Source organism: Bradyrhizobium sp. C-145, from assembly GCF_023375135.1.
Lineage (GTDB): Bacteria > Pseudomonadota > Alphaproteobacteria > Rhizobiales > Xanthobacteraceae > Bradyrhizobium > Bradyrhizobium zhanjiangense.
Map to the genome: position 1 here is coordinate 5979181 of NZ_CP088150.1, position 23234 is coordinate 6002414.

Below are 23234 nucleotides of genomic sequence, written 5' to 3' on the forward strand. Positions count from 1 at the left end.
AAGATCATGCCTGAGCGACACATCAAGTCCGAGCCCTATGCCTGGCCCTATAACGGCGACCTCCGTCCCGAAAACACCGCGCTCATCATCATCGACATGCAGACCGACTTCTGCGGCATCGGCGGCTATGTCGACAAGATGGGCTACGACCTCTCGCTGACGCGGGCACCGATCGAGCCGATCAGGAAGCTGCTCGCGATGATGCGCAGCCAAGGCTTCCATATCATCCATACCCGTGAAGGGCACCGCCCCGATCTGTCCGATCTTCCCGCCAACAAGCGCTGGCGCTCGCGCCAGATCGGCGCCGGCATCGGCGATCCCGGCCCCTGCGGCCGCATCCTGGTACGCGGCGAGCCCGGCTGGGACATCATCCCGGAGCTGGCGCCGCTGCCGGGCGAGCCGATCATCGACAAGCCGGGCAAGGGCTCGTTCTGCGCCACCGACCTGGAGCTGATCCTGCGCGTGCGCGGCATCGAGAACATCGTGCTCACGGGCATCACCACCGACGTCTGCGTTCACACCACCATGCGCGAGGCCAACGATCGCGGCTTCGAATGCGTGCTGCTGCACGATTGCTGTGGCGCGACCGACAAGAGCAACCACGACCACGCGCTGAAGATGATCAAGATGCAGGGCGGCGTGTTCGGCGCGGTCTCGACGTCGGACGCCTTCATCGGAGCGATTTCGTGATCATCGGTGAAACGCCACCGCCCTCCGGCGCCTTCGGCGTCGATGCCGTCGCCATGACCATGCGCTTCGGCGATTTCCTGGCGCTCGACAATGTCGAGCTGCAGGTGCGGCCGGGCTCGTTCCACGCGCTGCTCGGCGAGAACGGCGCCGGCAAATCGACCCTCGTCAAATGCATCATGGGCTATTACCACGCGACTGAAGGCGACATCCTCGTCGGCGGGCGCGAGCAGGCGATCGGCAATCCGAAGGACGCTCACGCGCTCGGGCTCGGCATGGTCTACCAGCATTTTACGCTGGTGCCGGCGATGACGGTCGCGGAAAACCTCGTGCTGGCCCGCGACGATGTGCCGGCGGTGGTGAACTGGCCGAAGGAGATGAAGGAGCTCGAGGCGTTTCTGAGCCGCATGCCCTTCAAGGTGCCGCTCGGCGCCAAAGTCTCGGACATCTCTGCCGGCGAACGCCAAAAGTGCGAGATCCTCAAGCAGCTCTACCTGAAGCGTCGCTTCCTGATCCTGGACGAGCCGACCTCGGTGCTGACGCCGGCGGAAGCCGACGAGGTGCTCGTCATGCTCCGCGGCCTGGTCGTCAGGGGTGAGCTGACGATCCTGATGATCACGCACAAGTTCCGCGAGGTCATGGCGTTCGCCGACGACGTCACGATCCTGCGCCGCGGCAAGCTGGCGGGTCATGGCAAGGTGGCTGAGCTCACGCCGGACGCGATGGCTCGCACCATGATCGGCGCCGAGGAGTTGACGGTGCAGCCGCCGCGCACCGGTAAGGCTGGCCAAGCCAGGCTCGAGCTGCAAAAGCTCCGTGCGCTCGACGATGCCGGCGCAGTCGCCGTGCATGACGTTTCGCTCACTGTCCGGACCGGCGAGATCGTCGGCATCGCCGGTGTCTCCGGCAACGGCCAGCGCCAGCTGGTCGAGGTGCTGGCCGGCCAGCGCGAGGCCGAAAGCGGCGAGATTCGTGTTGCCGGCGATCCCTACCGCGCCAGCCGCGAGGAGATGCGGCGCCACAAGATGTCGCTCCTGCCCGAGGAGCCGTTGAAGAACGCCTGCGTCGGCGGCATGAGCGTCGCCGACAACATCGCCTTCCGCGAATTCGACCGTGCGCCCTTCGCCCGTGGCGGCTGGTGGCTCAATCGCGGCGCCTTTCGAGACGACGCCAGGACGAAGATTGCGCAATACAAGATCAAGACCCGCACGCCGGATACGCCGATCTCGGCACTGTCCGGCGGCAACGTGCAACGTGCCGTGCTCGCCCGCGAGCTTGCCGGCGACGTCGAGGTGCTGATCGCGGCCAATCCCTGTTTCGGCCTCGACTTCGCAGCGGTGGCGCAGATCCACGCCGAGATCATGGCCGCCCGCAACCGCGGCGCCGCCGTGCTGCTCGTCAGCGAGGATCTCGACGAATTGCTCGAACTGTCCGATCGGCTGGTGGTGATGTTCCACGGCGAATTCGTGTATGAAGCACGGACCAGCGAGGCCGACCTCACCGTGGTCGGCCGGCACATGGCGGGGCACTGACCAGGGAGCAGCGATGAGCGGCGCATCCGAGCGGGACGAGCACTTCCTCCGCCTCTCCTTCGCGATCGCCCGCCGCTCCCTCACCCATGGCAATCATCCCTTCGGCTGCATCATCGTCGATGCGGACGGCAACCTGCTGATCGAGACCGAGAACGGCTACATGCCGGATCACGACGGCACCGCGCATGCCGAGCGCCTCGCGGCGACGCAGGCCTGCCGCACGCTCAGTCGCGAGGTGCTGGCGAAGGCGACGCTCTATTCCTCCGCCGAGCCCTGCGCGATGTGCGCCGGCGCGATCTACTGGGCCGGCATCGGCCGCGTGGTTTACGGTCTCAGCGAGCACCGCCTGCGCGGCGTTACCGGCAACCATCCGGAGAATCCGACGCTCGACCTGCCCTGCCGCGAGGTCTTTGCCAGCGGGCAGCGGCCGACCGAGGTGGTCGGGCCGTTGCTGGAGGATGAGGCCGAAGCGTTGCACGACGGCGTGTGGACGAAGTAGCAGCACATCCAAAAGGAGATGACGCCGCGGAGGTTTGACGCGGCGCCATCGTCACCTGCAGTACCGTAGAGTGCTACAGAAGCAGAAGTGGTGGGCACGCTTCGCTTTGCCCACCCTACGACTGCAGAGCGTCAGGTGGTTAGAACTTCACGGTGATACCGGAATAGAGCGAGGACTCGGTGCAGGAGCCGGTGCTCACCGTCCGGCCACCGATGGCCGTGGTACAGCCGACGGCAAGGTTGTGATCGAGGCCGAATTTGTTCTGCCAGTAGCGGTAGGCCACCCAGACGTCCACGAAGTGGGAGTACTTGTCACCCCAGGCCGCCTTCGAGGCGTCGAAGGTCAGACGGATGGGTTCCGAGTTCAACTCGACCGCCGTGTTGTAGACGCCATTCGCCGGGCTGTAGGGAAGCGGCTCGGTGTCGGTGCCCTTCTTGCCGTACCAGCCAGCGCGGCCGCTGATCGAGAAGTACTGCATGTTCGGCGGCAGGAAGCCGAGGTCCATGTAGTAATTGACTTCGACAGCCCAGGTTGGCTTGAACGACGTGTTGCCGTCCGCGAGACACGTCACTCCGGGAACGCCCGGACCGAACAGCCCGCACTGGCTGAAGGAATTGTGGTTGGCGAACTCCCAATAGACCAGCGGCGCGACGTTGATGTAGCCCTTGTAGGGCAGGTCGAACGCAAACTGCAGGCCGCCGACGACGTCGCGCTTGGCGGCGCCGAAATACCTGTTCTCCGTATTGGCATCCATGCCGACTTCAAACGAGATGTTGTGCAGCGGTCCCGCGGTGAAAGCCTTGGTGTTGAAGAGCTCGTTCCAGCCGAAGGTCGAGCGGAATAGGCCATAGATTTCGGTCGCTCCGGCGCAGGATGCCGGCGCGCCGAAGATCGTGCCCGCGTTGGTGCAGGGTCCCGCCGGGTCATTGTGATCCGACTTGAACATGGAGATGGTGAAGAAGTTCGTGCCGTATGCCCAGAGGTCGAAATGGGTGAACGAATAGACCTGCTTGGTGGTCTTGCTGTTGATCGATCCATCCGGCCGGAATGACCACGCGCCCGGCTGCGAGGCGTTGAAGATGTACGAGAACGTGACGCGGTTATCGATGACCAGGAAGAACGGAAGGTCCGGCGCCTTCTTGACCGCCTTGACCGGCAGATCCGCCGCTTGAGCCAGGCCACCGGTGGCCAGCGTAGCAAGTGACAGCGCCGCTGCTGCCATTGCCGTGTAACGAAACGACATCCTGAATACCCCCAAGTTTGGACACGTAAAAATGAACGTCCCCTGGGTGCGACACTTGCGCCGATCTTCCGGAGTGAGAAGCCTCAACTTTTCACACGGCGTGCCGCTTGTTGCGGCAGCACGTGACGAGTCATCGAGGAGATTGCAGAGTGCCCGCACGTAGTGAGCACGAGAGGCAAGGGATCGCTATTGCCGAACATTTCCCGATTGTTTTTATTCGGATTTTCTGATCGCGCCCCGATGCGAGGCCGAGTTGGGAGCAGCCGTCGCGACCGCTGCGCTGCAAGCGCTGGACGGACCGACGCATCATTGCTCAACATGGCATCAAGCCTGCACAGCGGGTTCCGATTTGGTTTGAACCGTCACAAATTTGCAACAGGCGCGGCTCGAAGCGCGATAGCTTCCGCTGTCCATGTTTGCGCTCGAAAGCGCGGAACGACTCAACCGGCACCGCTGCACCTGCCGCAGCGTTGAGCAAGGGATGACGCTTTTTCACATCTTACGCGGCGGCTCAAACTAGCCCACAATTGAGGCACTTCATCCATGCCAGCGCATCACCGAATGTTAGATCAGACGCCTAACGGCCTGCATTCCGGCGAGCCCCCTCTGCTTCAGGCGATCGGGCTCACCAAGCGCTATGGTGCTTTCCTCGCCAACGATGCCATCGACATCGAGATCCAGCCGAGGGAAATCCACGCGCTGCTCGGCGAGAACGGCGCCGGCAAGTCAACGCTGGTCAAGGCGATCTACGGATTGATCCAGCCCAGCGCCGGCGAGATTCGCTGGCAGGGCGAACGACTAGTGCTGTCCGGTCCCTCGGACGCGCGCAGGTGCGGCATCGGCATGGTGTTCCAGCATTTCTCGCTGTTCGACAATCTCACCGTCGCCGAGAACGTCGCGCTCGGCCTCGACGGGAAGGAATCGTTCAAGGACATGTCGGCACGGCTGGAGCGGGTCTCGAAGACCTACGGACTGCCGCTCGATCCCCGACGCGAGGTCTGGCAATTGTCGGTCGGCGAGCGCCAACGCATCGAGATCGTCCGCGCGCTGATGCAGGATCCGAAATTCCTGATCCTGGACGAACCCACCGCAGTGCTGACGCCTCAGGAAGCCGACCAGCTTTTCATCGTGCTGGAGCGGCTCAAGGCCGAAGGCCGCGCCATCCTCTACATAAGCCACAAGCTCGAGGAAGTGAAGCGGCTCTGCGACACCGCAACGATCCTGCGCGGCGGCAGGAAGGTCGAAACCTGCAATCCCCGGCGCGAGACCGCCGCCTCGCTCGCGCGCATGATGGTCGGGGCTGAGATCAAGGAAGTGAAGGCCGCATCCGGCCGCAAGACCACCGTGCCGCGTCTCGTCGTCAACGATCTCTCGCTCTCTCCAAGCGAAGCGCATGGCGTACGTCTCGAGCACATTTCGTTCGAGCTGAAGGGCGGCGAGATCTTGGGCATCGCCGGCGTCGCCGGCAACGGCCAGGACGAGCTGTTCGCCGCACTCTCCGGCGAGCGCCTGTCGAAGGACCCCGGCACCGTCGTGATCGAGGGCATCGCCGCCGGCCACCTCTCGATCACGCAGCGGCGCAAGCTCGGCGCCGCCTTCGTGCCCGAGGAGCGTCTCGGCCACGGCACCGCGCCGCGCATGAAGCTGTCGGAGAACGCGCTGCTCACCGGGCATGCCGCCAGCGGCATGGTCCGCCACGGCTTCATCGACACCGCGGCAACGCTGAAGACGGTCGACCGCGCGACCGAAACGTTTGACGTCCGCAAGGCCAGACGCGATCCGGAAGCAGCATCCCTCTCCGGCGGCAATCTGCAGAAATTCATCGTCGGCCGCGAGATCCTGCGCAACCCGGCGGTTCTGGTGGTCAGCCAGCCGACGTGGGGCGTCGACGCCGGCGCAGCCGCCGTGATCCGCCAGGCGCTGCTTGATCTCGCAGCCGCTGGCGCCGCCGTGCTCGTGACCAGCCAGGATCTCGACGAGCTCACGGAGATCGCCGACCGCATCGCGGTGATGTTTCACGGCCGGCTGTCGGCTCCGATTGCCGCGAGCGAAGCGAGCCGCGAAAAGCTCGGTCTTCTGATGGGCGGCAGCAGCCTGGAGCCGAAGGAGGTCACGCATGCAGTTGGTGCTTGAGAAGCGCGCCGAACGCTCCAATACGATCGCGCTGATCTCGCCACTGATCGCGATCGGCCTCACCATCGTGACCATGGTCATTCTGTTCGCGATCCTCGGCAAGAATCCGCTGCTCGCTTTGCATGCCTATTTCATCGCGCCGCTCACCGACGGCTATTCGCTTCAGGAGATCGCGGTGAAGGCCACGCCGCTGGTGATGATCGCGATCGGGCTGTCGCTCTGCTATCTCGCCAATGCCTGGAACATCGGCGCCGAGGGACAATTCCTGATCGGCGCGGTCGCCGGAAGCTGGATTGCGGTGAAGACGCAGGGCACCGATGCCGGCGCCTGGGTGCTGCCGGCCATGCTCGTGCTCGCCGCGACCGCAGGCGCGCTCTATGCGCTCATCCCCGCGATCTGCAAGGTGAAGTTCGGCGCCAGCGAAATCCTGACCAGCCTGATGCTGGTCTATGTCGCCGACCTCTTCCTCGACTATCTCGTGCGCGGCCCCTGGCGCGATCCGCACGGCTTCAACTTCCCGACCACGGCGGAGTTCGATCCGGTGGCAACGGTTCCGCTGCTGATCGAGGGCGGCCGGCTGCATCTCGGCTCGATCATCTCCCTGCTCGTCGTCGCTGCAGCCGCGATCCTGCTCGCACGCACCATTAAGGGCTTTGAGATCCGCGTGGTTGGCGCCGCGCCGCGTGCCGCGCGGTTCGGCGGATTCAATGCCGACCAGCTGATCATCCTGACCTTCGCCGTCTCCGGCGGGTTGGCAGGCCTTGCCGGCATCATCGAGGTCGCAGGACCCGTCGGGCACCTCCAGCCCGGCATCTCACCTGGTTACGGTTTTACCGCGATCATCGTCGCCTTCCTTGGCCGGCTGAACCCGCTTGGAATATTAATTGCAGGACTTTTTCTCGCATTGACCTTTATCGGCGGGGAGCAGGCACAGATCGCAATGAAGATCCCATTGGACGTCACCAAGGTCTTCCAGGGCATTTTGTTGTTCTACGTGCTCGCCTGCGATTCCCTCATCCTCTACCGCTTCAAGCTGACCTTCCCGAACCGAGAGGTGCCCCATGGAGCTGGTTGAGGCCATCATCCTCGCGATCCTCGCCGCATCGACGCCGCTGCTGATCGCGGCGACCGGCGAGCTCGTGACCGAGCGTTCCGGCGTGCTCAATCTCGGCGTCGAGGGCATGATGATCGTTGGCGCGGCCTGCGGCTTTGCCGGCGCCTGGCTGACCGGCTCGATCTTCATTGGAGCGCTATTCGGCATCGTCGCGGGCACACTGATGTCACTGGTCTTCGCGCTGATGACGCTCGGGCTCGCCGTCAACCAAGTCGCGACGGGTCTCGCGCTGACCATCCTCGGCATCGGGCTCTCCGGGCTGATCGGCGCCGGCTTCGTCGGCGAGCGCATCACGCCGGCCGCGCATCTCACCATCCCCGGCCTCACGGATGTCCCCCTGATCGGCCGGGTGCTGTGCGGCGAGGACGCCTTTATCTATTTTTCGGTCGCGCTCATCGTTGGCGTCTGGTGGTTCCTGTACCGCACGCGCGCGGGATTGATTCTGCGCGCCTGCGGCGACAATCATGTCTCCGCGCATGCACTCGGCTACCCCGTGCTCCGCATCCGCACCTTCGCCGTGATGTTCGGCGGCGCCTGCGCGGGTCTTGCGGGCGCCTATCTGCCGCTTGCCTATACGCCGTTCTTCATTCCCGGCATGACCGCAGGCCGTGGCTGGATCGCGCTGGCGCTGGTGGTGTTCTCGTCCTGGCGGCCGGGCCGGCTCGTCATTGGGGCTTACCTCTTCGGCGCGGTGACGATCCTGCAACTGCATGCGCAGGGCTGGGGCGTCGGCATTCCCTCGCAGTTCATGTCGGCGCTGCCGTACCTCGCAACCGTCATCGTCCTGGTCCTGCTCTCCCGCGCGCGCACTGGCGGCTCGACCGCGCCCGCCGCGCTCGGCACCGTGTTCGTGCCTGACCGCTGAGTTTCGTTTCCGCAGCGTGCGCGATGGGGCGCGCGCGTTGCGGATCGTGGCTTTCCCCTGATGTTTGGAGATTGATGATGAGGAAATCACTTCTTGCGCTGGCTGCCGGGCTTTTGCTTGCCGGGAGCGTCGGTGCAGCCTCCGCCGCCGACAAGCTCAAGGTCGGCTTCATTTATCTGGGTCCGATCGGAGATCTCGGTTGGACCTATCAGCACGATCTCGCGCGGCAGGCGCTGGTGAAGGAATTGGGCGACAAGATCGAGACCACCTATCTCGAGAACGTGCCCGAAGGTCCCGATGCCGAACGCTCCATCGAGCAGCTCGTCCGTGCCGGCAACAAGCTGATCTTCACGACCTCCTTCGGCTACATGGATCCGACGCTGAAGGTCGCCAAGAAGTATCCGAACGTGCATTTCGAACACGCGACCGGCTACAAGCGCAACCCGAACATGTCGACCTATTCGGCCAAATGGTATCAGGGCCGCTACATTCAAGGCCTGATCGCGGCCAAGATGTCGAAGTCGGGCGTGCTCGGCTATATCGGCTCATTCCCGATTCCCGAGGTCGTCTCCGGCATCAACGCGACGATGCTGGCGGCGCAGACCATCAACCCCAACATCAAGGTCAAGATCATCTGGGCCAATACCTGGTTCGACCCGGGCAAGGAGGCCGACGCCGCCAAGGCGCTGATCGACCAGGGAGCCGACGTGATCATGCAGCACACGGATTCGCCGGCGGCGATGCAGATCGCCAGCGAACGCGGCAAGCTCGCCTTCGGCCAGGACTCAGAGATGATCAAGTTCGGACCCAAGACCCAGCTGACCTCGATCCTTGACACCTGGGGCCCCTACTACATCGAGCGCGTCAAGGCCGAGCTCGCCGGCACCTGGAAGTCGGAGGACACCTGGGGCGGCCTCGACAGCCACATGTTCGCGATGGCGCCCTATACCAACATGCCTGACGACGTGAAGAAAATGGCCGAGGATGCCCAGGCCGCGATCACAGCAGGCAAGCTCCATCCGTTCAAATGCCCGATCGTTGGGCAGGACGGCAAGCCGGTCGAGTGCAAGGGCGGCGATCACCTCGATGACGGCCAGGTCCTCGGCATGAATTTCTACGTCAAAGGCATCGACGACAAGCTGCCGGGCCGGTAGCACGCTTCTTGCTTTGACCAGATCACCTGCTCCTCCCGGAGGAGGTTCGGAGGGGGTGGCCAGAAGCACCCGGCACTTGTGGCTGCCCCCTCTTTTATCCCAGCTGCATGCTCCGCGCCGCCGAACTGTGGCGGCGGATGAGGTCCGCGACATCGAGGCCCGGGATCGCGCCGTCGACCACGGCCCATTTTCCTGCCACCATGACGCGGTCGGCCCGATGCGCGCCGCATAGCACTAGTGCCGCCAGGGGATCGCCATGGCCGGAGAAGCGCAGCTCGTCGAGCTTGAACAACGCGAGATCGGCGGCCTTGCCGACGGCGATCTCGCCGAGCTCGGGCCGGCCGACGCACGCCGCCGAGCCTCTGGTGACCCAGCGCAGAGCGTCCTTGTGGCTGACCTTCGTCACGCCGTAGCGGGCTCGCTGCAGCAGGAAGGCGGCACGCACTTCTTGCATCAGGTTCGAGCCGTCGTTGGAGGCCGAGCCGTCGACCCCAATGCCGATGCCGACGCCGGCCTCCTCCATCTCGCACACCGGGCAACAGCCGGAGGCCAGCAGCTGGTTGCTGCACGCGCAATGGCTGATGGTCGTCCTGGCCTTGCCGAGTCGCTTCATCTCCTCGGCGTTGAAGAAGATTCCGTGAGCGAGCCAGGTCCGCGCATTGAGCCAACCACATTGTTCGAGATAGTCGAGCGGGCGGCAGCCATACATCTGCTCGCAAAACTTGTTCTCGTCCTCGGTCTCGGCGAGATGGGTGTGCAGGCGCACGTCGAGCTTTTCGGCGAGTTCGGCGGTGGCGCGCATCAGCGAGGTCGTCACGGAGAAGGGCGAGCACGGCGCGAGCGCAATCTGCACCATCGCATCCGCGCTACGCTGGTGATGCTTGGCGACCACGCGCGCGCTGTCGGCGAGGATGGTGTCCTCGTCCTGCACGACGCTATCAGGCGGCAAGCCGCCGTCGCGTTGCGACAGATTCATCGAGCCGCGCGTCAGCAGCACGCGCACACCGAGCCGCTGCGCCACCGCCACTTCGATATCCACGGCGTCCTCGAGTCCTGCCGGGAAGACGTAGTGATGATCGGTCGTCGTGGTGCAACCTGATAGCAGCAGCTCGGACATCGCCACGGTGACGCCGAGTTCCAGCGCCTCCGGCGTCAGCTTCGCCCACACCGGATAGAGCGCCTGGAGCCAGGGAAACAGCTCGCGATCCATCGCCGCCGGCAGGGCCCGCGTCAGCGTCTGGTAGAAGTGATGGTGCGTGTTGATCAGGCCAGGCAGCACGACGTGGTCGCCCGCATCGAACACCGCGACATCCGCGGTCGCAGGCGCCCCGCCGGCCGGCACGAGCTCGACGATCCGGCCATCCTTCACCACGACCCCGCGCTCGGCCCCGTCGGCGAGGATGGCCAGGGGATCCCTGATCCAGATCGGACTTGCGTCGGTCATGATCCTGCTTCTCCTCAGATCCGCTGACGGCAGGCCTGCAAGGCGGCGGCCGGTCCGACCGCGTTCTTGGCTGCGACTTGTTGTTGCGACTTGGCTCCGGTCTTGCAAGACTTTCTCTTGTCCAATTCACCCGGCGGAAGCGTTGGCGCAGCCATGGATTTGAATACCATCACAGCAGTCGCCCATCCGCAAACACGCGCGCAACTCCCTGCCTGGATGGCAGGCGATGCTTGGCTCGCGGGCGGCACCTGGCTGTTCTCGGAGCCGCAAACGCATCTGAGGCGGCTGATCGATCTCACCGACCTGAAATGGCCGGCGCTGACGGTCACCGAGAGCCATCTCAGCATGGCGGCCACCTGCACCATCGCAGAGCTCGATGGTCTCGCCTGCCCGTCCGACTGGCTCGCCGCGCCGCTGATCGGCCAGTGCTGTCGGGCCTTCCTTGCTTCGTTCAAGATCTGGAAGACGGCAACGGTCGGCGGCAATCTCTGCATGTCGCTGCCGGCGGGACCGATGATCTCGCTCACATCAGCGCTCGACGGCGTCTGCACCATCTGGAAGGCCGGCGGTGGTGAACAGAGGATTTCCGTCGCCGACTTCGTCACCGGCAACCAGCGCAACCGCCTGACGCCAGGCGACCTGATCCGGCAGATCGATATCCCGATTGCCGCTTTAAAGCGCCGCACCGCCTTTCGCCAGATCTCGCTGGCGCCCGTCGGCCGCTCGGCGGCGCTTCTGATCGGCAGCCTCGATCCGGACGGCACTCTGACATTAACGGTCACCGCATCGACGGTGCGGCCGATCCAGCTGACCTTCCGCAAGGCCCCCGACGCGAGTGCGCTTCGCGATGTGATCGCGCAGCAGATCACGGACGATCTGTACCATACCGACATCCATGGCAAGCCGCTCTGGCGCAAGCACATGACGCTGCGGCTCGCCGAGGAGATCCGCGGCGAACTCCTGGGCGGAGTGCCATCATGAGCTTCGAGATCAACGGCAAGGCGTTTTCGCAAGGGCCGCGTGCCGGCCAGTGCCTGCGCACGTTCCTGCGCGAGCTCGGCCATTTCGGCGTGAAGAAGGGTTGCGATGCCGGTGATTGCGGCGCCTGCACCGTGCTGTTGGATGGCGAGCCGGTCCATAGCTGCCTGATCCCGGCGTTCCGCGCCGAGGGGCGAAGCGTCACCACGATCGAAGGTCTTGGCGGCGACCACGGCGCCCATCCGATGCAGCAGGCCTTCCTCGATGCACAAGGCTTTCAATGCGGCTTCTGCACTGCCGGCATGATCCTGACCTGCGCCTCGCTGAACCAGGCGCAGCGCACCGATCTCGGCACGGCGTTGAAGGGCAATATCTGCCGCTGCACCGGCTATCGTTCGATCGAGGACGCGATCCTCGGCAACACCAATGTCGAGGCGAGTGTCGAGGCTGGCGCCGCATTTGGCCGTAGCCTTCCGGCCCCCGCGGGTCCCGACATCGTGCGCGGCAAGGCGCGCTACACGTTCGATACCGCCATCGACGGGCTGCTGCACATCAAGCTGCTTCGTTCACCGCATGCGCACGCCAGGATCGTGGCGATCGACAAGTCGGAAGCCCTTCGCGTCGCCGGCGTGCACGCCGTGCTGACGCATGAGGATGCGCCGTCGGTCCTGATGTCGACCGCGCGGCACGAGAAGGAGTGGATGGATCCCGAGGACACCCGCATTCTCGATAACGTCGTCCGCTTCATCGGCCAGAAGGTTGCGGCCGTCGTCGCCGAGAGCGAGGCTGCCGCTGAGGAGGCGTGCCGCCGGCTGAAGGTCAGCTACGAGATCCTGCCTGCGCTGATCGATCCGGAGCAGGCGATGGTGCCGGACGCACCCGTCATTCATCCTGACCGCACCGTCGCGAACCGGGTCACTGACGCCCAGCGCAACCTCGTCGCGGAGACGCACGGCGAATTCGGCGACGTCGCGGCTGCGCTCGCCACCTCTGCCGTCACCTATGAGGGCACCTTCCACAGTCATCGTGTGCAGCATGCCGCACTGGAGACCCATGGCGGCGTCGCCTGGCTCGATGAGGCCGGCGTGCTCAATGTCCGCACCTCGACGCAGGTCCCGTTCCTGACCAGGCGCGCGTTGTCCGATATCTTCAAGCTTCCCATGGACAAGGTCCGCGTGTTCTGCGAGCGCGTCGGCGGCGGCTTTGGCGGCAAGCAGGAGATGTTCGTCGAGGACATTCTGGCGCTTGCCGCGCTCAAGACCGGGCGGCCGGTGAAGCTGGAGCTGACCCGCGAGGAGCAGTTCATCGCGACGTCGACGCGCCACCCAATGCGGGTCCACATCAAGGCCGGCGCCGATGCCGACGGCAAGCTCACCGCGCTCCAGCTCGACGTGCTCTCCAACACCGGCGCCTACGGCAATCACGCCGGGCCCGTGATGTTCCACGCGCTGGCTGAGTCCATCAGCGTCTATAATTGCCCGAACAAGCGGGTCGACGGCTTTGCCGTCTACACCAACACGGTGCCGGCAGGGGCGTTTCGCGGCTATGGCCTGCCGCAGGCGCTGATCGCGGTCGAGGCCGCGATCGACGAGCTGGCGAAGCAGCTCGGCATCAGCCCCTACGAGATGCGCCGGCGCAACATCGTCAGGCCAGGCGATCCCATGCTGTCGCCGCCACCGTCCGAATTTCACGACGTCGACTATGGCTCCTACGGGCTCGACCAGTGCCTCGACCTTGTCGAGCGCGCGATGCAGGCCGATGGCCCGCAGCCCGAGCTGCCGCCGGAATGGCTGATCGGCGACGGCATCGCGCTGACCATGATCGACACGGCGCCGCCGGCGGGCCACCTCGCCGACGCCATGATCGTGCTGCGCGATGACGGCGGTTTCGACCTTACCGTCGGCACCGCCGAGTTCGGCAACGGCACCAGCACGGTGCACCGACAGATCGCGGCGACGACGCTTGCGACCAACGTCGACAGGATCCACCTGCGCCAATCCGACACCGCCCATGGCGGCCACGATACCGGCGCCTATGGCAGCGCGGGCATGTTCGTCGCGGGCAAGGCGACTCATGCGGCGGCGCTCCAGCTTGCGACCGAGCTGAAGGCGGCGGCCGCGGACGCTTGGCTGTGCGATGCCGCGATCTGCATGCTCGAAGCTGACGCCGTCGTCAGCGGCGTGCGCCGCATGTCCTTTGTGGAGCTGGCAAGGCTCGCACGCGACCGCGGACAGCCCTTCGCAGGCACCGGCAATTCCACCGGCACACCGCGTTCGGTCGGCTTCAACGTACAGGGCTTTCGCGTCGCCGTGAACAAGGGCACCGGCGAGCTCAGGATTCTCAGGAGCGTGCAGGCGGCGGACGCCGGCGTCGTCGCCAATCCCATGCAATGCCGCGGGCAGGTCGAAGGCGGCGTCGCGCAGGCACTCGGCGCCGCGCTCTACGAGGAGATGGTGATCGACGCAGACGGCCGGGTCACCAACCCGAAGTTCCGCGACTACCACCTGCCCTCCTTCGCCGACGTGCCCCGCACCGAGGTGTTCTTCGCCGAGACGTCCGACACGATCGGACCGCTGGGCGCGAAGTCGATGAGCGAGAGTCCGTATAATCCGGTCGCAGCCGCGCTCGGCAACGCCATTGCCGATGCCACCGGCATCCGCTTCACCGCGCCGCCTTTCAAGCCGGACCGGTTGTTTCCGGCGCTGCTCGACAAGTTCGGTGATTAACTGCCGCGATAGGTCGAATAGCTCCATGGCGTGACCAGGAGCGGCACGTGATAGTGCCCCTCCGGCTCGCTGATGGCGAAACGCAGCGGGATCTCGTCGAGGAACGGCGGGTCGGATAACGGCACGTTACGCTCGGCGTAATATCTGGCAACGCTGAACCTGAGCTCGTAGCGGCCGATCGGCAAGGGGCGACCGCCGATCAGCGGTTGATCGGTGCGGCCGTCCGCGTTGGTGACAGTGCGCGCAATGACGCGGCTCTCGCCGAGGCGCGCGAGCTCGACCAGCTCAACCGGGATGCCCTGCGCAGGCTTGCCCGTGTGATTGTCGAGCACATGCGTCGACAGCCGGCCGTGCACCTTCAGCTTGTCGTCGGCAATGATGAGTTGATCGAGCCGCAGCGCGGAGATACGGCCGATCTCCTCGATCGCGCGCCTTATCTCGGTCTTGACGATGTTGAGCAGCCGCGTCTCGAAGTCACGCAGGATGGAATCCCTGGTGTGACGGCGCACGCAGACGATATAGGGGAAGCCGAATTTGTCGCGATAGGCGGTGTTGACGCGCTCGAACGCGGCGTATTCGGCGTCCGACAGCCGGTCGAGGCCGGCGCTGTTCTGCTCGTCGGTCGACTCTGCCGTCAGCCCTGCCGCACGCTGGGTCTTGTTGGCGAGATCGGGATGCGCTCGGATTAATGCCAGCTGCACGTCCGGTTCGGCGCTCTGGATCGCCGCCATCAGCGCAGCATGCAACTGGTTGATGCCGTTGAACGGCCGTTTCCCGGCGAGCTGCTCGGCGATCCACGGTGAATATTCGATGACGTTGGCGAGCGCCGCGACGAAATCGGTTTTGCTTGCAGCGTTGAGATCGGCCAGCGAGATCTGCGACATCGCTCTCTCACCCGATCTCGAATGCATCGGCCGCAAGGTGCGCGTGCTTGTCGTGCCAGTGCTGCGCGATCTGCAATCGCGTCGGCACCCAGACGCGCTCGTGCTTGCCGATGTAATCCAGGAAGCGCATCAGCCCCGCAGCGCGGCCGGGCCGGCCGGCGAGGCGGCAGTGCAAGCCGACCGACATCATCTTCGGCGCGGTCTGCCCTTCGGCATACAGCACGTCGAAGGCGTCCTTCAGATAGGTGAAGAACTGCTCGCCTTCGGCAAACCCCTGCGGGTTGATGAAGCGCATGTCGTTGGCGTCTAACGTATAGGGAACGATGAGCTGCTTGCCGCCTGCGCCCTTCACCCAATAGGGCAAATCGTCCGCATAGGAATCGCAGAGATAGAGGAAGCCGCCCTCCTCCATCAGGAGGCGGTTGGTGTTGATCGAGGAGCGTCCGGTGTACCAGCCGAGCGGCCGCGATCCGGTCGCCGCGGTGTGGACGCGGATCGCTTCCGCGATCTCGGCGCGCTCCTGCGCCTCGGTCATGTCCTTGTGCTCGATCCATTTCAGGCTGTGGCTGGCGATATCCCAGCCCGCCTCCTTCATCGCCGCGACGATCTCGGGGTTGCGCTTCAGCGCGGTCGCGACACCGAACACGGTGGTCGGCCAGTTGTGTTCGCCGAACATCCGCCACAACCGCCAGAAGCCGGCGCGCGAGCCATATTCGAACATCGATTCGATGTTGGCATGGCGCTGGCCCGGCCAGGGCTGCGCGCCGAGCACATCGGACAGGAAGGCTTCCGAGGCGCGGTCGCCGTGCAAAATGTTGTTCTCGCCACCTTCCTCGAAATTGACGACGAACTGCACCGCGACCCGCGCATTGCCGGGCCATTGCGGATGCGGCGGGTTGCGGCCGTAGCCGCGAAGATCGCGCGGGTAGCTTGTCTCAGTCACTCAGACTTCCTCGAAGCGGATCGGCAGGGCGCCCTTCCACAGCACGCTCTTGCCCAGCGTTGCCAGATTCTCCAGGCCCGAGGTCAGCGTGATGAAATGGTTGCCGGCGAGCTGGCCCATCTTGCTCGCGAAGTGCACGCCGCCATAGGCGAGCAGGATCTCGGTCTCGCTGATGCCGCCAGGATAGAGGATGATCTGGCCGGGCGCGGGATAGCTCGTATGGTTCTCGTAGCCGACGCCGAAATCGAGGTCGCCGAGCGGCATCCACACCCCCTCGCCGCTCCAGCGCACATGGATGATGTGGCTTTCGAACGGCAGCGCCTTGCGGAACGCGGCGACGGTCTTGGGTGCCAGCTGCTCCTCGAAGCGGGCATCGAAGGTGAAATCGCCGGCGCGGATAACGAGTTTGCTCATCTCATCTCTCTGGGTCGGGGGCGATGGGCCCCACGGTGGATTCCTCGGCAAAGAGCATTCCATCGGGCTTCGCGCAAGGGGCGCGGCCCTCACCTGCGGTCGTAGGACCAGCCGAAAATGCCGCTCCGCCGGACCTCCGGCTCCGGCTCCGCGACCGGCGCGGGTGCCTCCTTCAGTTCCGCCAGCGGCGGCAGGGGCGGCGCCGGCAGAGTCTCGCATTTCATGGAGTAGACCAGCTTGCCGTCCGCGGTACGCCCGATCGGGGCACAGGGGTCGGGATGCGCCGCCGTGGTCTTCGGCGTCATCTTCACTTGCGCCGCCGCCGGCGAGGCGATCAGGAGCAGGACCAGCAGATATCTCGACATCATTGTCGCCTGGAAACTCAATTGGCCCTATTGAACCGGATTGCAGCGGTCAAGTCCATCGGCGCCGCGGGCACGATTGCCGAATATTTAGCCGGCATGCGCCAAACACTCTGGGCGGAGGCCAAGACGAATTCGGGGAGCGCAACTGCTTCAACGCCGTCATTGCGAGGAGCCCTTGCGACGAAGCAATCCAGAGTCTTTCCGCGGAGGGATTCTGGATTGCTTCGCTGCGCTCGCAATGACGGGGTATGGGGCACCGCTGTCATCCTCCAAATGCTACTGTCATTCCCCGCGAAAGCGGGGAATCCAGTACGCCGCGTCCTCTCGGTTCAATCACTGCCGTCTCGGAGTCTGGATCGCCCGCCTTCGCGGGCGATGACAGCGCGTGGTTGAAAGAGCGGATCAAGGAACTCGAGTCGCGCCCGACACTGCGCTACCTGGGCATTTGGGATGCATCGCGGACGTATCCGCCGGGATCCTTCGTCACGCATGCGGGTTCGGTTTGGCATACCGACGCGGAAAACACCAGCGTTCGGCCGGGTGAAGGCGGAAATTTTTGGCGACTGGCTGTGAAGCGCGGTTCAAAATGAAAATCTTAGACGAAGCAAACGCCGAGTTGTGCCGCCATCGCGATCTTGCGCTCACGGCCTATGCGCGCCGCCTGCTCGCTCGCGGGGCCGACATTCACGGGGAACAGTTTCGTGCGGACTTGTCGAAATACGCCGGCGAGCTGGAGGCGTGGCGGAGCAAGGCTATGGAGGGCTTGCGGCAATTTGTCGAGGCGATGATGGAGCGGCCGTCCGCGACGCTGCACTAACTGGCCGATCATGGCTTCTAAGCGCATCAAGGAGTTCGTAGCACCGTTAGCCTGCTGTTACGAGCCTCACTTCCCGGAGCTTCGCAAGGTTGGCTGCGTCTACAAACCAGTACGCGGAGCCTGCAACGCGGCCGACGAACATGTCCACATCGTGGGCAAGGCCACGGAGTAATCAGGCGTTGGCGCCCGAGTGCCCGGCGCCGCGCCGAATGGCGCAAGGGCGAGCTGGCGGCCGAGCGCTTTATGCCTCAGCCCAGATCAGATGCGGAATCGGCGAGATCAAAGATCGTAAGGCACGGCGGATGTAACCGGCCTGATGATCTTGAGGGCCCCGACGTGTAATAGCGTCGGGGCCTTTGACACGATCCAAGCCGTTTACGTGAGATTTCCGGACGATGCGAATACCGAGGACCAGACGGAAAAAGACCGCCCGAAGGCGGTCTTTTTAGTGCAATGCGCCGGGGCCACAATAGATCGGGATCAAACGTACTTGGCCCAGACTGACTACAGCTAACCATCGTTCATCGCGCGCTGCTTCACAAATTTGGTTGCAGTACTGAAATGGAGCGGAGTGCGCTTGCCGCTTGAGAACTTGCGCGCGTTCTAGCGCAGCATGGTTGATTTCGTGAACAAAGAAAACGGCTGCAGTTGTGGGACTGGAGCCGTGAACTTCCTGAAGAGCGCCTCGACTTTGGGGGGCTGGAGCGCTCGGCAAAGGGCATCATTTTGCGCTTAGCCTTTAACGTCGTCAACGCTCCAAAGCCAAAGCAAAAGTAAGACGATTGCGCTGTCATCAAGTTGACCGTCAAAGACCGGACTATCGCTCGCAATTTCAATTTGCGAAGTATTTGTCTTGGACACATCAGAAGTAATAGGCTTGCGAAGAACAAGCCCGGAGGAGGTTCGCAGTGGAGAAGGTGCGACGCTTGCGCGCAATGGGTTCGCTCTGCCGTCAACAGGCCGCGTACAACAGCATGAACAAATGGAAACTCCTCGCGGACGCGGAATGCTGGGAGCACTTGGCTGAGCTTGAGCTGTCGTCCCACTTCCGGGAATGCAACGTCGGTAGCTCGACCAGCTCGCTTGATCCGCCGGGTGAGAAAACTCCTGCAACGCGAGATCGACCCAATGGGCCAACTCTTCAAACATCGGGGGCGTGCAATGAGTAAACGTAATCGGGCGCACAACCGCGTTGTCCTGTGCCTGCGCGCTCAGGCGCTTCTTTCTCAGCTGCCGAACTTGAGACCCCTCGAGGCCGAGTGCAAGAGGCCGAGGAGAATACAGCTCTCGATCAATCGACAAACCCGGTGAAGTCAACCATTCACTGATTGATGGCAGGTCGCCCGCCGAGCGCCGTGGCCTGCTGACCGCCAGGGCAGACGGCCGGCCCACGGAACGCGTAGGTTGGCGATGGCGGCGCCAAGCGGCCGTACCGATTGGCGGAAGCGCAAACCGGCTTGAGCCGATGGTCGCGAATGGGCTGGCGGTGGATAGGCGCCAGGGTCATTGCTTTTTTCGTGTCACTTATTGGCGCAGACGTCGGCTTTTGGGTGCGACCTAGGTTCGACGCGGGCGAGACTCGTCTGCGTCGGTCCTTAGCGCGGCGTTACAAGGGCTGGATTTTCACCGTACGAAATTTGATCGCTCCCGCGCCGTGTTGTAGGGCAATCCAGCCTTCATCGAACATTCCGTTCCGCAGTTCGGCCGTTTTCTTTCCATTGAGCACGACGGTGATGTCGCGTCCCTTTGCCGTGATGTCGAACGTATTCCAATTACCGCCGGCTTTCGGCATCTGGTTGATCTCGACGTAACGTGTGATCGCGCCAGTGCCGTAGCTCGGATCGGGGCGCTGATCAAAGATATTTGCTTCGTAACAGGTACGGTCGGTGATCTTCTTGGCGTCGAGGCAGCGGAAATAAACGCCGCTGTTTGCATCGTCGCTGGACCAAAACTCGACGTGTAGCACGAAGTCCTTGTACGGCTTCTTGCTGACGAGATAACCAGCCTCTTTGCCGTCCATCTTGTCGGCAATCACCACACCGTCCTCCAGATGCCAATTGGAAGTGCCGACCTGATCCCATTGTTCGAGGCCTTTGCCGTCGAAGAGCGTGATCCAGACCGCTTCCCGGGCTTTAACCTGCGGCAGCGCCTGACTCACGGCGAAACTCGAGGCGACGAGTGCAAGAGCGAATTGCAAATAACGCTGCAAGGTCATCGGCATTTGAACTCCTCCCTGCTGATCTGCCGGCTTGTTTCTCCGGGCGTTAGCCGTGATGGTAGGACCATGCGTAAATTTTGGCTAGGCTCCCGCTCTCGCATTCAGCGGAGATGGGAGGCACGCGTGGACCAAGCGTGGCATGACAGTTCCGGCGCGCAGGGGGCCTTCTCAACGCCTGATGGCCTTGTCCAAATCGAAGGCTGAAAGCCTTGTCCGCGGAAACGACGCCTGGCACGCAGGGCCTGTCCGCTGATCTGCCGCAGTGAGGAAGCATTCCAGAGCTTTCATCGCCTTACCTCGATATCGCTGCGCGTGACCTGTTCATGCCCTACGGCGATGTTGTGATGGTGCTGTCCATTGTGTTGCGGATCAAGCGCACGCTGGACGGCGCCGAGATCGACAAGATCATCTGGGGCGTGGAGACGCGCAAGGCACTGGCGGCCGAGCCCCGGCGGCGCGAAGAGTGGCGCAAGGCCGAGCTAAACGCGTGCCGCTTTCGCGCCGCATGTGATCACGCTGATGCCGTCGCCGTGCCAGTTCTGCACCAGATCGCGTGCGGTAAGCACGACATCAAGGATCGTAGGGCACGGCGGATGTAACCGGCTTGATGATCTTGAAAGGCCCCGACGTGCAACATCGTCGGGGCCTTTGTTGCGGTCGGCGTCACTCAGTTGAACGTCTTCGGACAACTCAGTTGAAGGTATGAAACCTCAGCTTTAACGAACCATCTGCTTGGCGTTCGAAGACGTGCATAGCAAGTCCACTGAATGCCGCCGGTTTGCCGTCCTTGTCCTTACCTGTAGCGCTCCACTTGGCCGTGCCAATCACGACCTTGTCGTCTCCGCCAGCGTCGATGACCTCCAGCTTATGACCGGTCACACCATTTGCGAAGAAACCGGCAAAAAACTTTTCAATCTCCGCTGGGCCGGATGCGACTTCGTGGGTCGGCGGCAGCACCTTGGCTGTCGGGACATAGTTGGCGGCGACGGCCTTCGCGTCCTGTTTGTTAAATGCGGCATTAAAGGTAGCGTAGGCTTTCTCAACCTCTGTCCTGGCGTCTGCGGCGAGCCCTACCGTCGGAGCGACAGTGAGCAGACAAAGGACTAACGCTGATGCTTGGGTAATACGCATGGGATATCTCCTCTGTAAGTTGAAAACGCGTTTCCCCGGTTAAACGAAGAAGGAGTCGCTCGCGCGCAGTTGTGAGAGAGCGACGCCAGTTAACGTGATTGTGTCGTTCGAAGTGTCGCCTCCGGCGGCAGCGGCGAACGGATCATCGATGGTTGTATATGAATAACTCGTCATGTCGGCCTCCTGTAAGGCATTGTCGGGCAGGCGCTAAAGTCCTGCCTTCGCTCTGCAAGGAATTCCGAATTGGTGCGGGCAACAAAAGCGTGCTCGCCGAAGGCACAAGACCGCCCATAAATGTAAAATTGCGGCACACTGGCCGATATGTCGGGCTCAAACCCGAGGGTAGGCAGCTCTCCCAAAATTCGAGCATAAACGCGTCCACTACGCGGCTCAACGACGTAGTCCTACGGGGGTTCTCCCCGTCGATCAAAAACGTCTGCGACTGTCATCCCCGCGAGGGATCTGCTGGGGGCAAAACATGTCGCCCCGATCCATTGCCGGATGAGCGCGGTTTTTCACCTTGACCCAATACCGGCACCGTCCGGATTGATACGGCCGGTCGCGCCGCTTGGACACTAGCCCTTCAAGCCCCAGTTTGCAGGCAGCGCGAAACAGATCAGGCCCAAGCTCACCACGTTCGAAAGGATTGACGAACACTCCTTCAGGGCGCCGCGCAAGCAGGCGTTCAAGACTGGTCTTACGCAGATGAAGCGGCAGCTTGCGCAGATCATCTTCGCCCTCGACCAGGATGTCGAAAGCGCAAAGCTGAACCTCATCGTCATGCTTGCGCGAGTGAAGGGCGTTGAAATCGGAGACGCCATCGACGCCGAGCACGACCGCTTCCCCATCGAGCACGAAGTGCTGCTGGCGGACCTTGCCCGCCGCCTCGACGATCCAAGGATAACGGCTTGCCCAATTGTAGCCGCCGCGCGTGATCAGCCGCACGCGGTCGCCGTCGCGCTCCAAGCGGAGGCGATAGCCATCATATTTAATTTCATGAAGCCAATCCGGGCCGTCCGGGACCGTAAGGCCTCTCGCAAGATCGCCCAAACAGGGGTTAAAGACCCTGCACAGATTTCAGCGCAGGCGAGAGGTTGGCTACTGGGCTTCGGAGCTTCGCAACATGCGAGGCGCGCCATGACCCCCTCTCCCGGTGGGCGATGTGTTCCTCACGGTCGCAATCATGGCCGTGACGTTCGTGGCCGAGATCGGCCTTTTCATCTTGATCGGAATGTTCTGAATGGAGCGCTGTTGAGCGATGGGCCAATACTGGCCTAGTAAACGCACTGTCGGACCCAGTAGCCACCGCTCACCCGTATCCACTGGCATGGGCTTGGCGGGGGCTCTTTGATGATCGGCCACCCGTGAATATCGATGTTTGTTGGCGCGGTGATGCCGCGCCAAAAGACAGCATTTGCTTCGGAGCACTGGAAGACCAAAGCTCCGGCGAAGCAGGTAGCGCCTACACAGCACAGCAGGAAACGGCTCATTTGTCTGATCCCGGTGAGACGTTGAACGCTTGCCGATGCTACGGGACCCGCCGGGTTTTATCCACACCCACGACGAGCAGTATGCCGCTCCGGGGGTGCTCCCCAACATATCGATAGTTTGCGTCTCGGCCGCCGCCGCGCTTTCATATGCGCATGGGTACCAAGTCACGAGAGAGCATCTATGGCGCCTCAGTCCGCGCATCGGCAGAGCGGGCGGTGGAGGCGCGCAAGGTCGCCGACCGGCTTGCCTGTGAAGCGTGGAATAAACGCATGCTTGCCTTCCAAGGACCGGCCCAGCCGTCGCCAGCGCTCGGGGATGCCCTCAACGCCGGGTATCTTTATCTTGAAGTGAAGTGCCTCGGCTGCGACACCCATCAGACTGTTGCGCTCGATATTGTGCGGCGACCGAAGACGACGCGGATCCATGAGCTGGAGCGCTACATGCGTTGCAAGGACTGCTCGGAGATGCGCGGCTATCCGTACAAGCGGAGCCATCTGGTGGCGCTGCGGCCGACGAAGATTTCGGCGAGTGATCCGCCTTCGACTTGGTGGCCGGGAGAGCGATAGGCCCCTACGGAACCATCGGACGTGCAACTC

22 protein-coding genes are annotated in these 23234 nt (G+C 63.4%); 13 read left to right on the top strand and 9 right to left on the bottom strand.

Features of this window, described 5'->3' with window-relative positions:
• The first annotated feature begins 6 nt into the window (after nt 1-6).
• The 3 genes from LRP30_RS28270 to LRP30_RS28280 are packed head-to-tail and all read left to right on the top strand — an operon-like array spanning nt 7 to nt 2718.
• Nucleotides 7-690, top strand: a complete 684-nt coding sequence (locus LRP30_RS28270) for an isochorismatase family cysteine hydrolase (protein WP_249756855.1) — start codon at nt 7-9, stop codon at nt 688-690.
• Complete coding sequence (locus tag LRP30_RS28275) at nt 687-2219, top strand: ABC transporter ATP-binding protein (RefSeq protein ID WP_249756856.1); 1533 nt, start codon at nt 687-689, stop codon at nt 2217-2219. Before LRP30_RS28270 ends, LRP30_RS28275 begins: the two co-directional genes overlap by 4 nt.
• 13 nt (nt 2220-2232) lie before the next feature.
• Nucleotides 2233-2718, top strand: a complete 486-nt coding sequence (locus tag LRP30_RS28280; protein ID WP_249756857.1) for a nucleoside deaminase — start codon at nt 2233-2235, stop codon at nt 2716-2718.
• A gap of 139 nt (nt 2719-2857) precedes the next feature.
• Here LRP30_RS28280 and LRP30_RS28285 read toward each other — a convergent pair whose 3' ends face one another.
• Nucleotides 2858-3961, bottom strand: a complete 1104-nt coding sequence (locus LRP30_RS28285) for a hypothetical protein (protein ID WP_249756858.1) — start codon at nt 3959-3961, stop codon at nt 2858-2860.
• A gap of 561 nt (nt 3962-4522) precedes the next feature.
• Between LRP30_RS28285 and LRP30_RS28290 the strand changes: the two genes are divergently transcribed.
• The 4 genes from LRP30_RS28290 (at nt 4523) to LRP30_RS28305 (ending at nt 9227) form a co-directional block, all read left to right on the top strand.
• Nucleotides 4523-6094 carry an ABC transporter ATP-binding protein gene (locus tag LRP30_RS28290; protein ID WP_249756859.1) on the top strand — a complete coding sequence of 524 codons (1572 nt, stop codon included), beginning with the start codon at nt 4523-4525 and terminating at the stop codon, nt 6092-6094.
• Entirely contained in the window at nt 6078-7169 is a 1092-nt protein-coding gene (locus tag LRP30_RS28295) for an ABC transporter permease (RefSeq protein ID WP_249756860.1), read from the top strand. The genes LRP30_RS28290 and LRP30_RS28295 overlap by 17 nt, the downstream gene beginning before the upstream one ends.
• Complete coding sequence (locus LRP30_RS28300) at nt 7156-8073, top strand: ABC transporter permease (RefSeq protein WP_249756861.1); 918 nt, start codon at nt 7156-7158, stop codon at nt 8071-8073. The genes LRP30_RS28295 and LRP30_RS28300 overlap by 14 nt, the downstream gene beginning before the upstream one ends.
• A gap of 77 nt (nt 8074-8150) precedes the next feature.
• Nucleotides 8151-9227 carry a BMP family ABC transporter substrate-binding protein gene (locus LRP30_RS28305; protein WP_249761845.1) on the top strand — a complete coding sequence of 359 codons (1077 nt, stop codon included), beginning with the start codon at nt 8151-8153 and terminating at the stop codon, nt 9225-9227.
• Nucleotides 9228-9321: 94 nt separating this feature from the next.
• Here LRP30_RS28305 and LRP30_RS28310 read toward each other — a convergent pair whose 3' ends face one another.
• The gene (locus tag LRP30_RS28310; protein WP_249756862.1) at nt 9322-10671 is read right to left on the bottom strand and encodes an 8-oxoguanine deaminase; all 1350 of its coding nucleotides are present in this window, start codon (nt 10669-10671) and stop codon (nt 9322-9324) included.
• A 153-nt stretch (nt 10672-10824) separates the two neighbouring features.
• On the opposite strand from LRP30_RS28310, the gene LRP30_RS28315 reads away from it, so the two are divergent.
• Both LRP30_RS28315 and LRP30_RS28320 read left to right on the top strand, forming a co-directional pair.
• Entirely contained in the window at nt 10825-11652 is an 828-nt protein-coding gene (locus LRP30_RS28315; protein WP_249756863.1) for an FAD binding domain-containing protein, read from the top strand.
• Entirely contained in the window at nt 11649-14375 is a 2727-nt protein-coding gene (locus LRP30_RS28320; RefSeq protein WP_249756864.1) for a molybdopterin cofactor-binding domain-containing protein, read from the top strand. The genes LRP30_RS28315 and LRP30_RS28320 overlap by 4 nt, the downstream gene beginning before the upstream one ends.
• Here the strand turns inward: LRP30_RS28320 and uraD are convergent.
• The 4 genes from uraD to LRP30_RS28340 form a co-directional block, all read right to left on the bottom strand.
• Nucleotides 14372-15259, bottom strand: coding sequence for a 2-oxo-4-hydroxy-4-carboxy-5-ureidoimidazoline decarboxylase (gene uraD / locus LRP30_RS28325; protein ID WP_249756865.1), 888 nt, complete (start codon nt 15257-15259; stop codon nt 14372-14374). The genes LRP30_RS28320 and uraD overlap by 4 nt on opposite strands.
• A gap of 7 nt (nt 15260-15266) precedes the next feature.
• A complete protein-coding gene (gene puuE, locus LRP30_RS28330) occupies nt 15267-16202 on the bottom strand; it encodes an allantoinase PuuE (RefSeq protein WP_249756866.1) in 936 nt (311 codons plus the stop codon).
• Nucleotides 16203-16616 carry a DUF3830 family protein gene (locus tag LRP30_RS28335; RefSeq protein ID WP_014493672.1) on the bottom strand — a complete coding sequence of 138 codons (414 nt, stop codon included), beginning with the start codon at nt 16614-16616 and terminating at the stop codon, nt 16203-16205. It lies immediately after the preceding gene.
• Nucleotides 16617-16705: 89 nt separating this feature from the next.
• Nucleotides 16706-16981, bottom strand: coding sequence for a hypothetical protein (locus LRP30_RS28340; RefSeq protein WP_249761846.1), 276 nt, complete (start codon nt 16979-16981; stop codon nt 16706-16708).
• A gap of 586 nt (nt 16982-17567) precedes the next feature.
• Between LRP30_RS28340 and LRP30_RS28345 the strand changes: the two genes are divergently transcribed.
• The gene (locus tag LRP30_RS28345; protein WP_249756867.1) at nt 17568-17798 is read left to right on the top strand and encodes a hypothetical protein; all 231 of its coding nucleotides are present in this window, start codon (nt 17568-17570) and stop codon (nt 17796-17798) included.
• Nucleotides 17799-18706: 908 nt separating this feature from the next.
• Nucleotides 18707-18967, top strand: coding sequence for a hypothetical protein (locus tag LRP30_RS28350; protein WP_249756868.1), 261 nt, complete (start codon nt 18707-18709; stop codon nt 18965-18967).
• A gap of 437 nt (nt 18968-19404) precedes the next feature.
• On the opposite strand, the gene LRP30_RS28355 is transcribed toward LRP30_RS28350, so the two are convergent.
• Entirely contained in the window at nt 19405-20019 is a 615-nt protein-coding gene (locus tag LRP30_RS28355) for a DUF1080 domain-containing protein (RefSeq protein WP_249756869.1), read from the bottom strand.
• A 320-nt stretch (nt 20020-20339) separates the two neighbouring features.
• On the opposite strand from LRP30_RS28355, the gene LRP30_RS28360 reads away from it, so the two are divergent.
• The gene (locus tag LRP30_RS28360) at nt 20340-20615 is read left to right on the top strand and encodes a hypothetical protein (protein WP_249756870.1); all 276 of its coding nucleotides are present in this window, start codon (nt 20340-20342) and stop codon (nt 20613-20615) included.
• 91 nt (nt 20616-20706) lie between these two features.
• Here the strand turns inward: LRP30_RS28360 and LRP30_RS28365 are convergent, their stop codons facing one another.
• Together LRP30_RS28365 and LRP30_RS28370 are read right to left on the bottom strand one after the other, a co-directional pair.
• On the bottom strand, nt 20707-21147 hold the full coding sequence (locus LRP30_RS28365; RefSeq protein ID WP_249756871.1) for a nuclear transport factor 2 family protein: 441 nt from the start codon (nt 21145-21147) through the stop codon (nt 20707-20709).
• A 426-nt stretch (nt 21148-21573) separates the two neighbouring features.
• Nucleotides 21574-22113 (bottom strand): DNA ligase, encoded by a 540-nt coding sequence (locus LRP30_RS28370; protein WP_346016178.1) that lies wholly within the window; start codon nt 22111-22113, stop codon nt 21574-21576.
• Nucleotides 22114-22790: 677 nt separating this feature from the next.
• Here LRP30_RS28370 and LRP30_RS28375 point away from each other — a divergent pair.
• Nucleotides 22791-23204 carry a hypothetical protein gene (locus LRP30_RS28375; RefSeq protein WP_249756873.1) on the top strand — a complete coding sequence of 138 codons (414 nt, stop codon included), beginning with the start codon at nt 22791-22793 and terminating at the stop codon, nt 23202-23204.
• The last annotated feature ends 30 nt before the right edge of the window (nt 23205-23234 follow it).

What these genes read in the sequence shown, in the direction of transcription:
- LRP30_RS28375 (WP_249756873.1), top strand. Translation starts at nt 22,791, where the DNA reads ATGGGTACCAAGTCACGAGAGAGCATCTATGGCGCCTCAGTCCGCGCA.
- LRP30_RS28295 (WP_249756860.1), top strand. Translation starts at nt 6,078, where the DNA reads ATGCAGTTGGTGCTTGAGAAGCGCGCCGAACGCTCCAATACGATCGCG.
- uraD (WP_249756865.1), bottom strand. Translation starts at nt 15,259, where the DNA reads ATGTCGCAGATCTCGCTGGCCGATCTCAACGCTGCAAGCAAAACCGAT.
- LRP30_RS28340 (WP_249761846.1), bottom strand. Translation starts at nt 16,981, where the DNA reads ATGTCGAGATATCTGCTGGTCCTGCTCCTGATCGCCTCGCCGGCGGCG.
- LRP30_RS28335 (WP_014493672.1), bottom strand. Translation starts at nt 16,616, where the DNA reads ATGAGCAAACTCGTTATCCGCGCCGGCGATTTCACCTTCGATGCCCGC.
- LRP30_RS28345 (WP_249756867.1), top strand. Translation starts at nt 17,568, where the DNA reads ATGAAAATCTTAGACGAAGCAAACGCCGAGTTGTGCCGCCATCGCGAT.
- LRP30_RS28365 (WP_249756871.1), bottom strand. Translation starts at nt 21,147, where the DNA reads ATGCGTATTACCCAAGCATCAGCGTTAGTCCTTTGTCTGCTCACTGTC.
- LRP30_RS28280 (WP_249756857.1), top strand. Translation starts at nt 2,233, where the DNA reads ATGAGCGGCGCATCCGAGCGGGACGAGCACTTCCTCCGCCTCTCCTTC.
- LRP30_RS28305 (WP_249761845.1), top strand. Translation starts at nt 8,151, where the DNA reads ATGAGGAAATCACTTCTTGCGCTGGCTGCCGGGCTTTTGCTTGCCGGG.
- LRP30_RS28300 (WP_249756861.1), top strand. Translation starts at nt 7,156, where the DNA reads ATGGAGCTGGTTGAGGCCATCATCCTCGCGATCCTCGCCGCATCGACG.
- LRP30_RS28355 (WP_249756869.1), bottom strand. Translation starts at nt 20,019, where the DNA reads ATGCCGATGACCTTGCAGCGTTATTTGCAATTCGCTCTTGCACTCGTC.
- LRP30_RS28310 (WP_249756862.1), bottom strand. Translation starts at nt 10,671, where the DNA reads ATGACCGACGCAAGTCCGATCTGGATCAGGGATCCCCTGGCCATCCTC.
- LRP30_RS28285 (WP_249756858.1), bottom strand. Translation starts at nt 3,961, where the DNA reads ATGTCGTTTCGTTACACGGCAATGGCAGCAGCGGCGCTGTCACTTGCT.
- LRP30_RS28360 (WP_249756870.1), top strand. Translation starts at nt 20,340, where the DNA reads ATGCCCTACGGCGATGTTGTGATGGTGCTGTCCATTGTGTTGCGGATC.
- LRP30_RS28290 (WP_249756859.1), top strand. Translation starts at nt 4,523, where the DNA reads ATGTTAGATCAGACGCCTAACGGCCTGCATTCCGGCGAGCCCCCTCTG.
- LRP30_RS28320 (WP_249756864.1), top strand. Translation starts at nt 11,649, where the DNA reads ATGAGCTTCGAGATCAACGGCAAGGCGTTTTCGCAAGGGCCGCGTGCC.
- LRP30_RS28270 (WP_249756855.1), top strand. Translation starts at nt 7, where the DNA reads ATGCCTGAGCGACACATCAAGTCCGAGCCCTATGCCTGGCCCTATAAC.
- LRP30_RS28315 (WP_249756863.1), top strand. Translation starts at nt 10,825, where the DNA reads ATGGATTTGAATACCATCACAGCAGTCGCCCATCCGCAAACACGCGCG.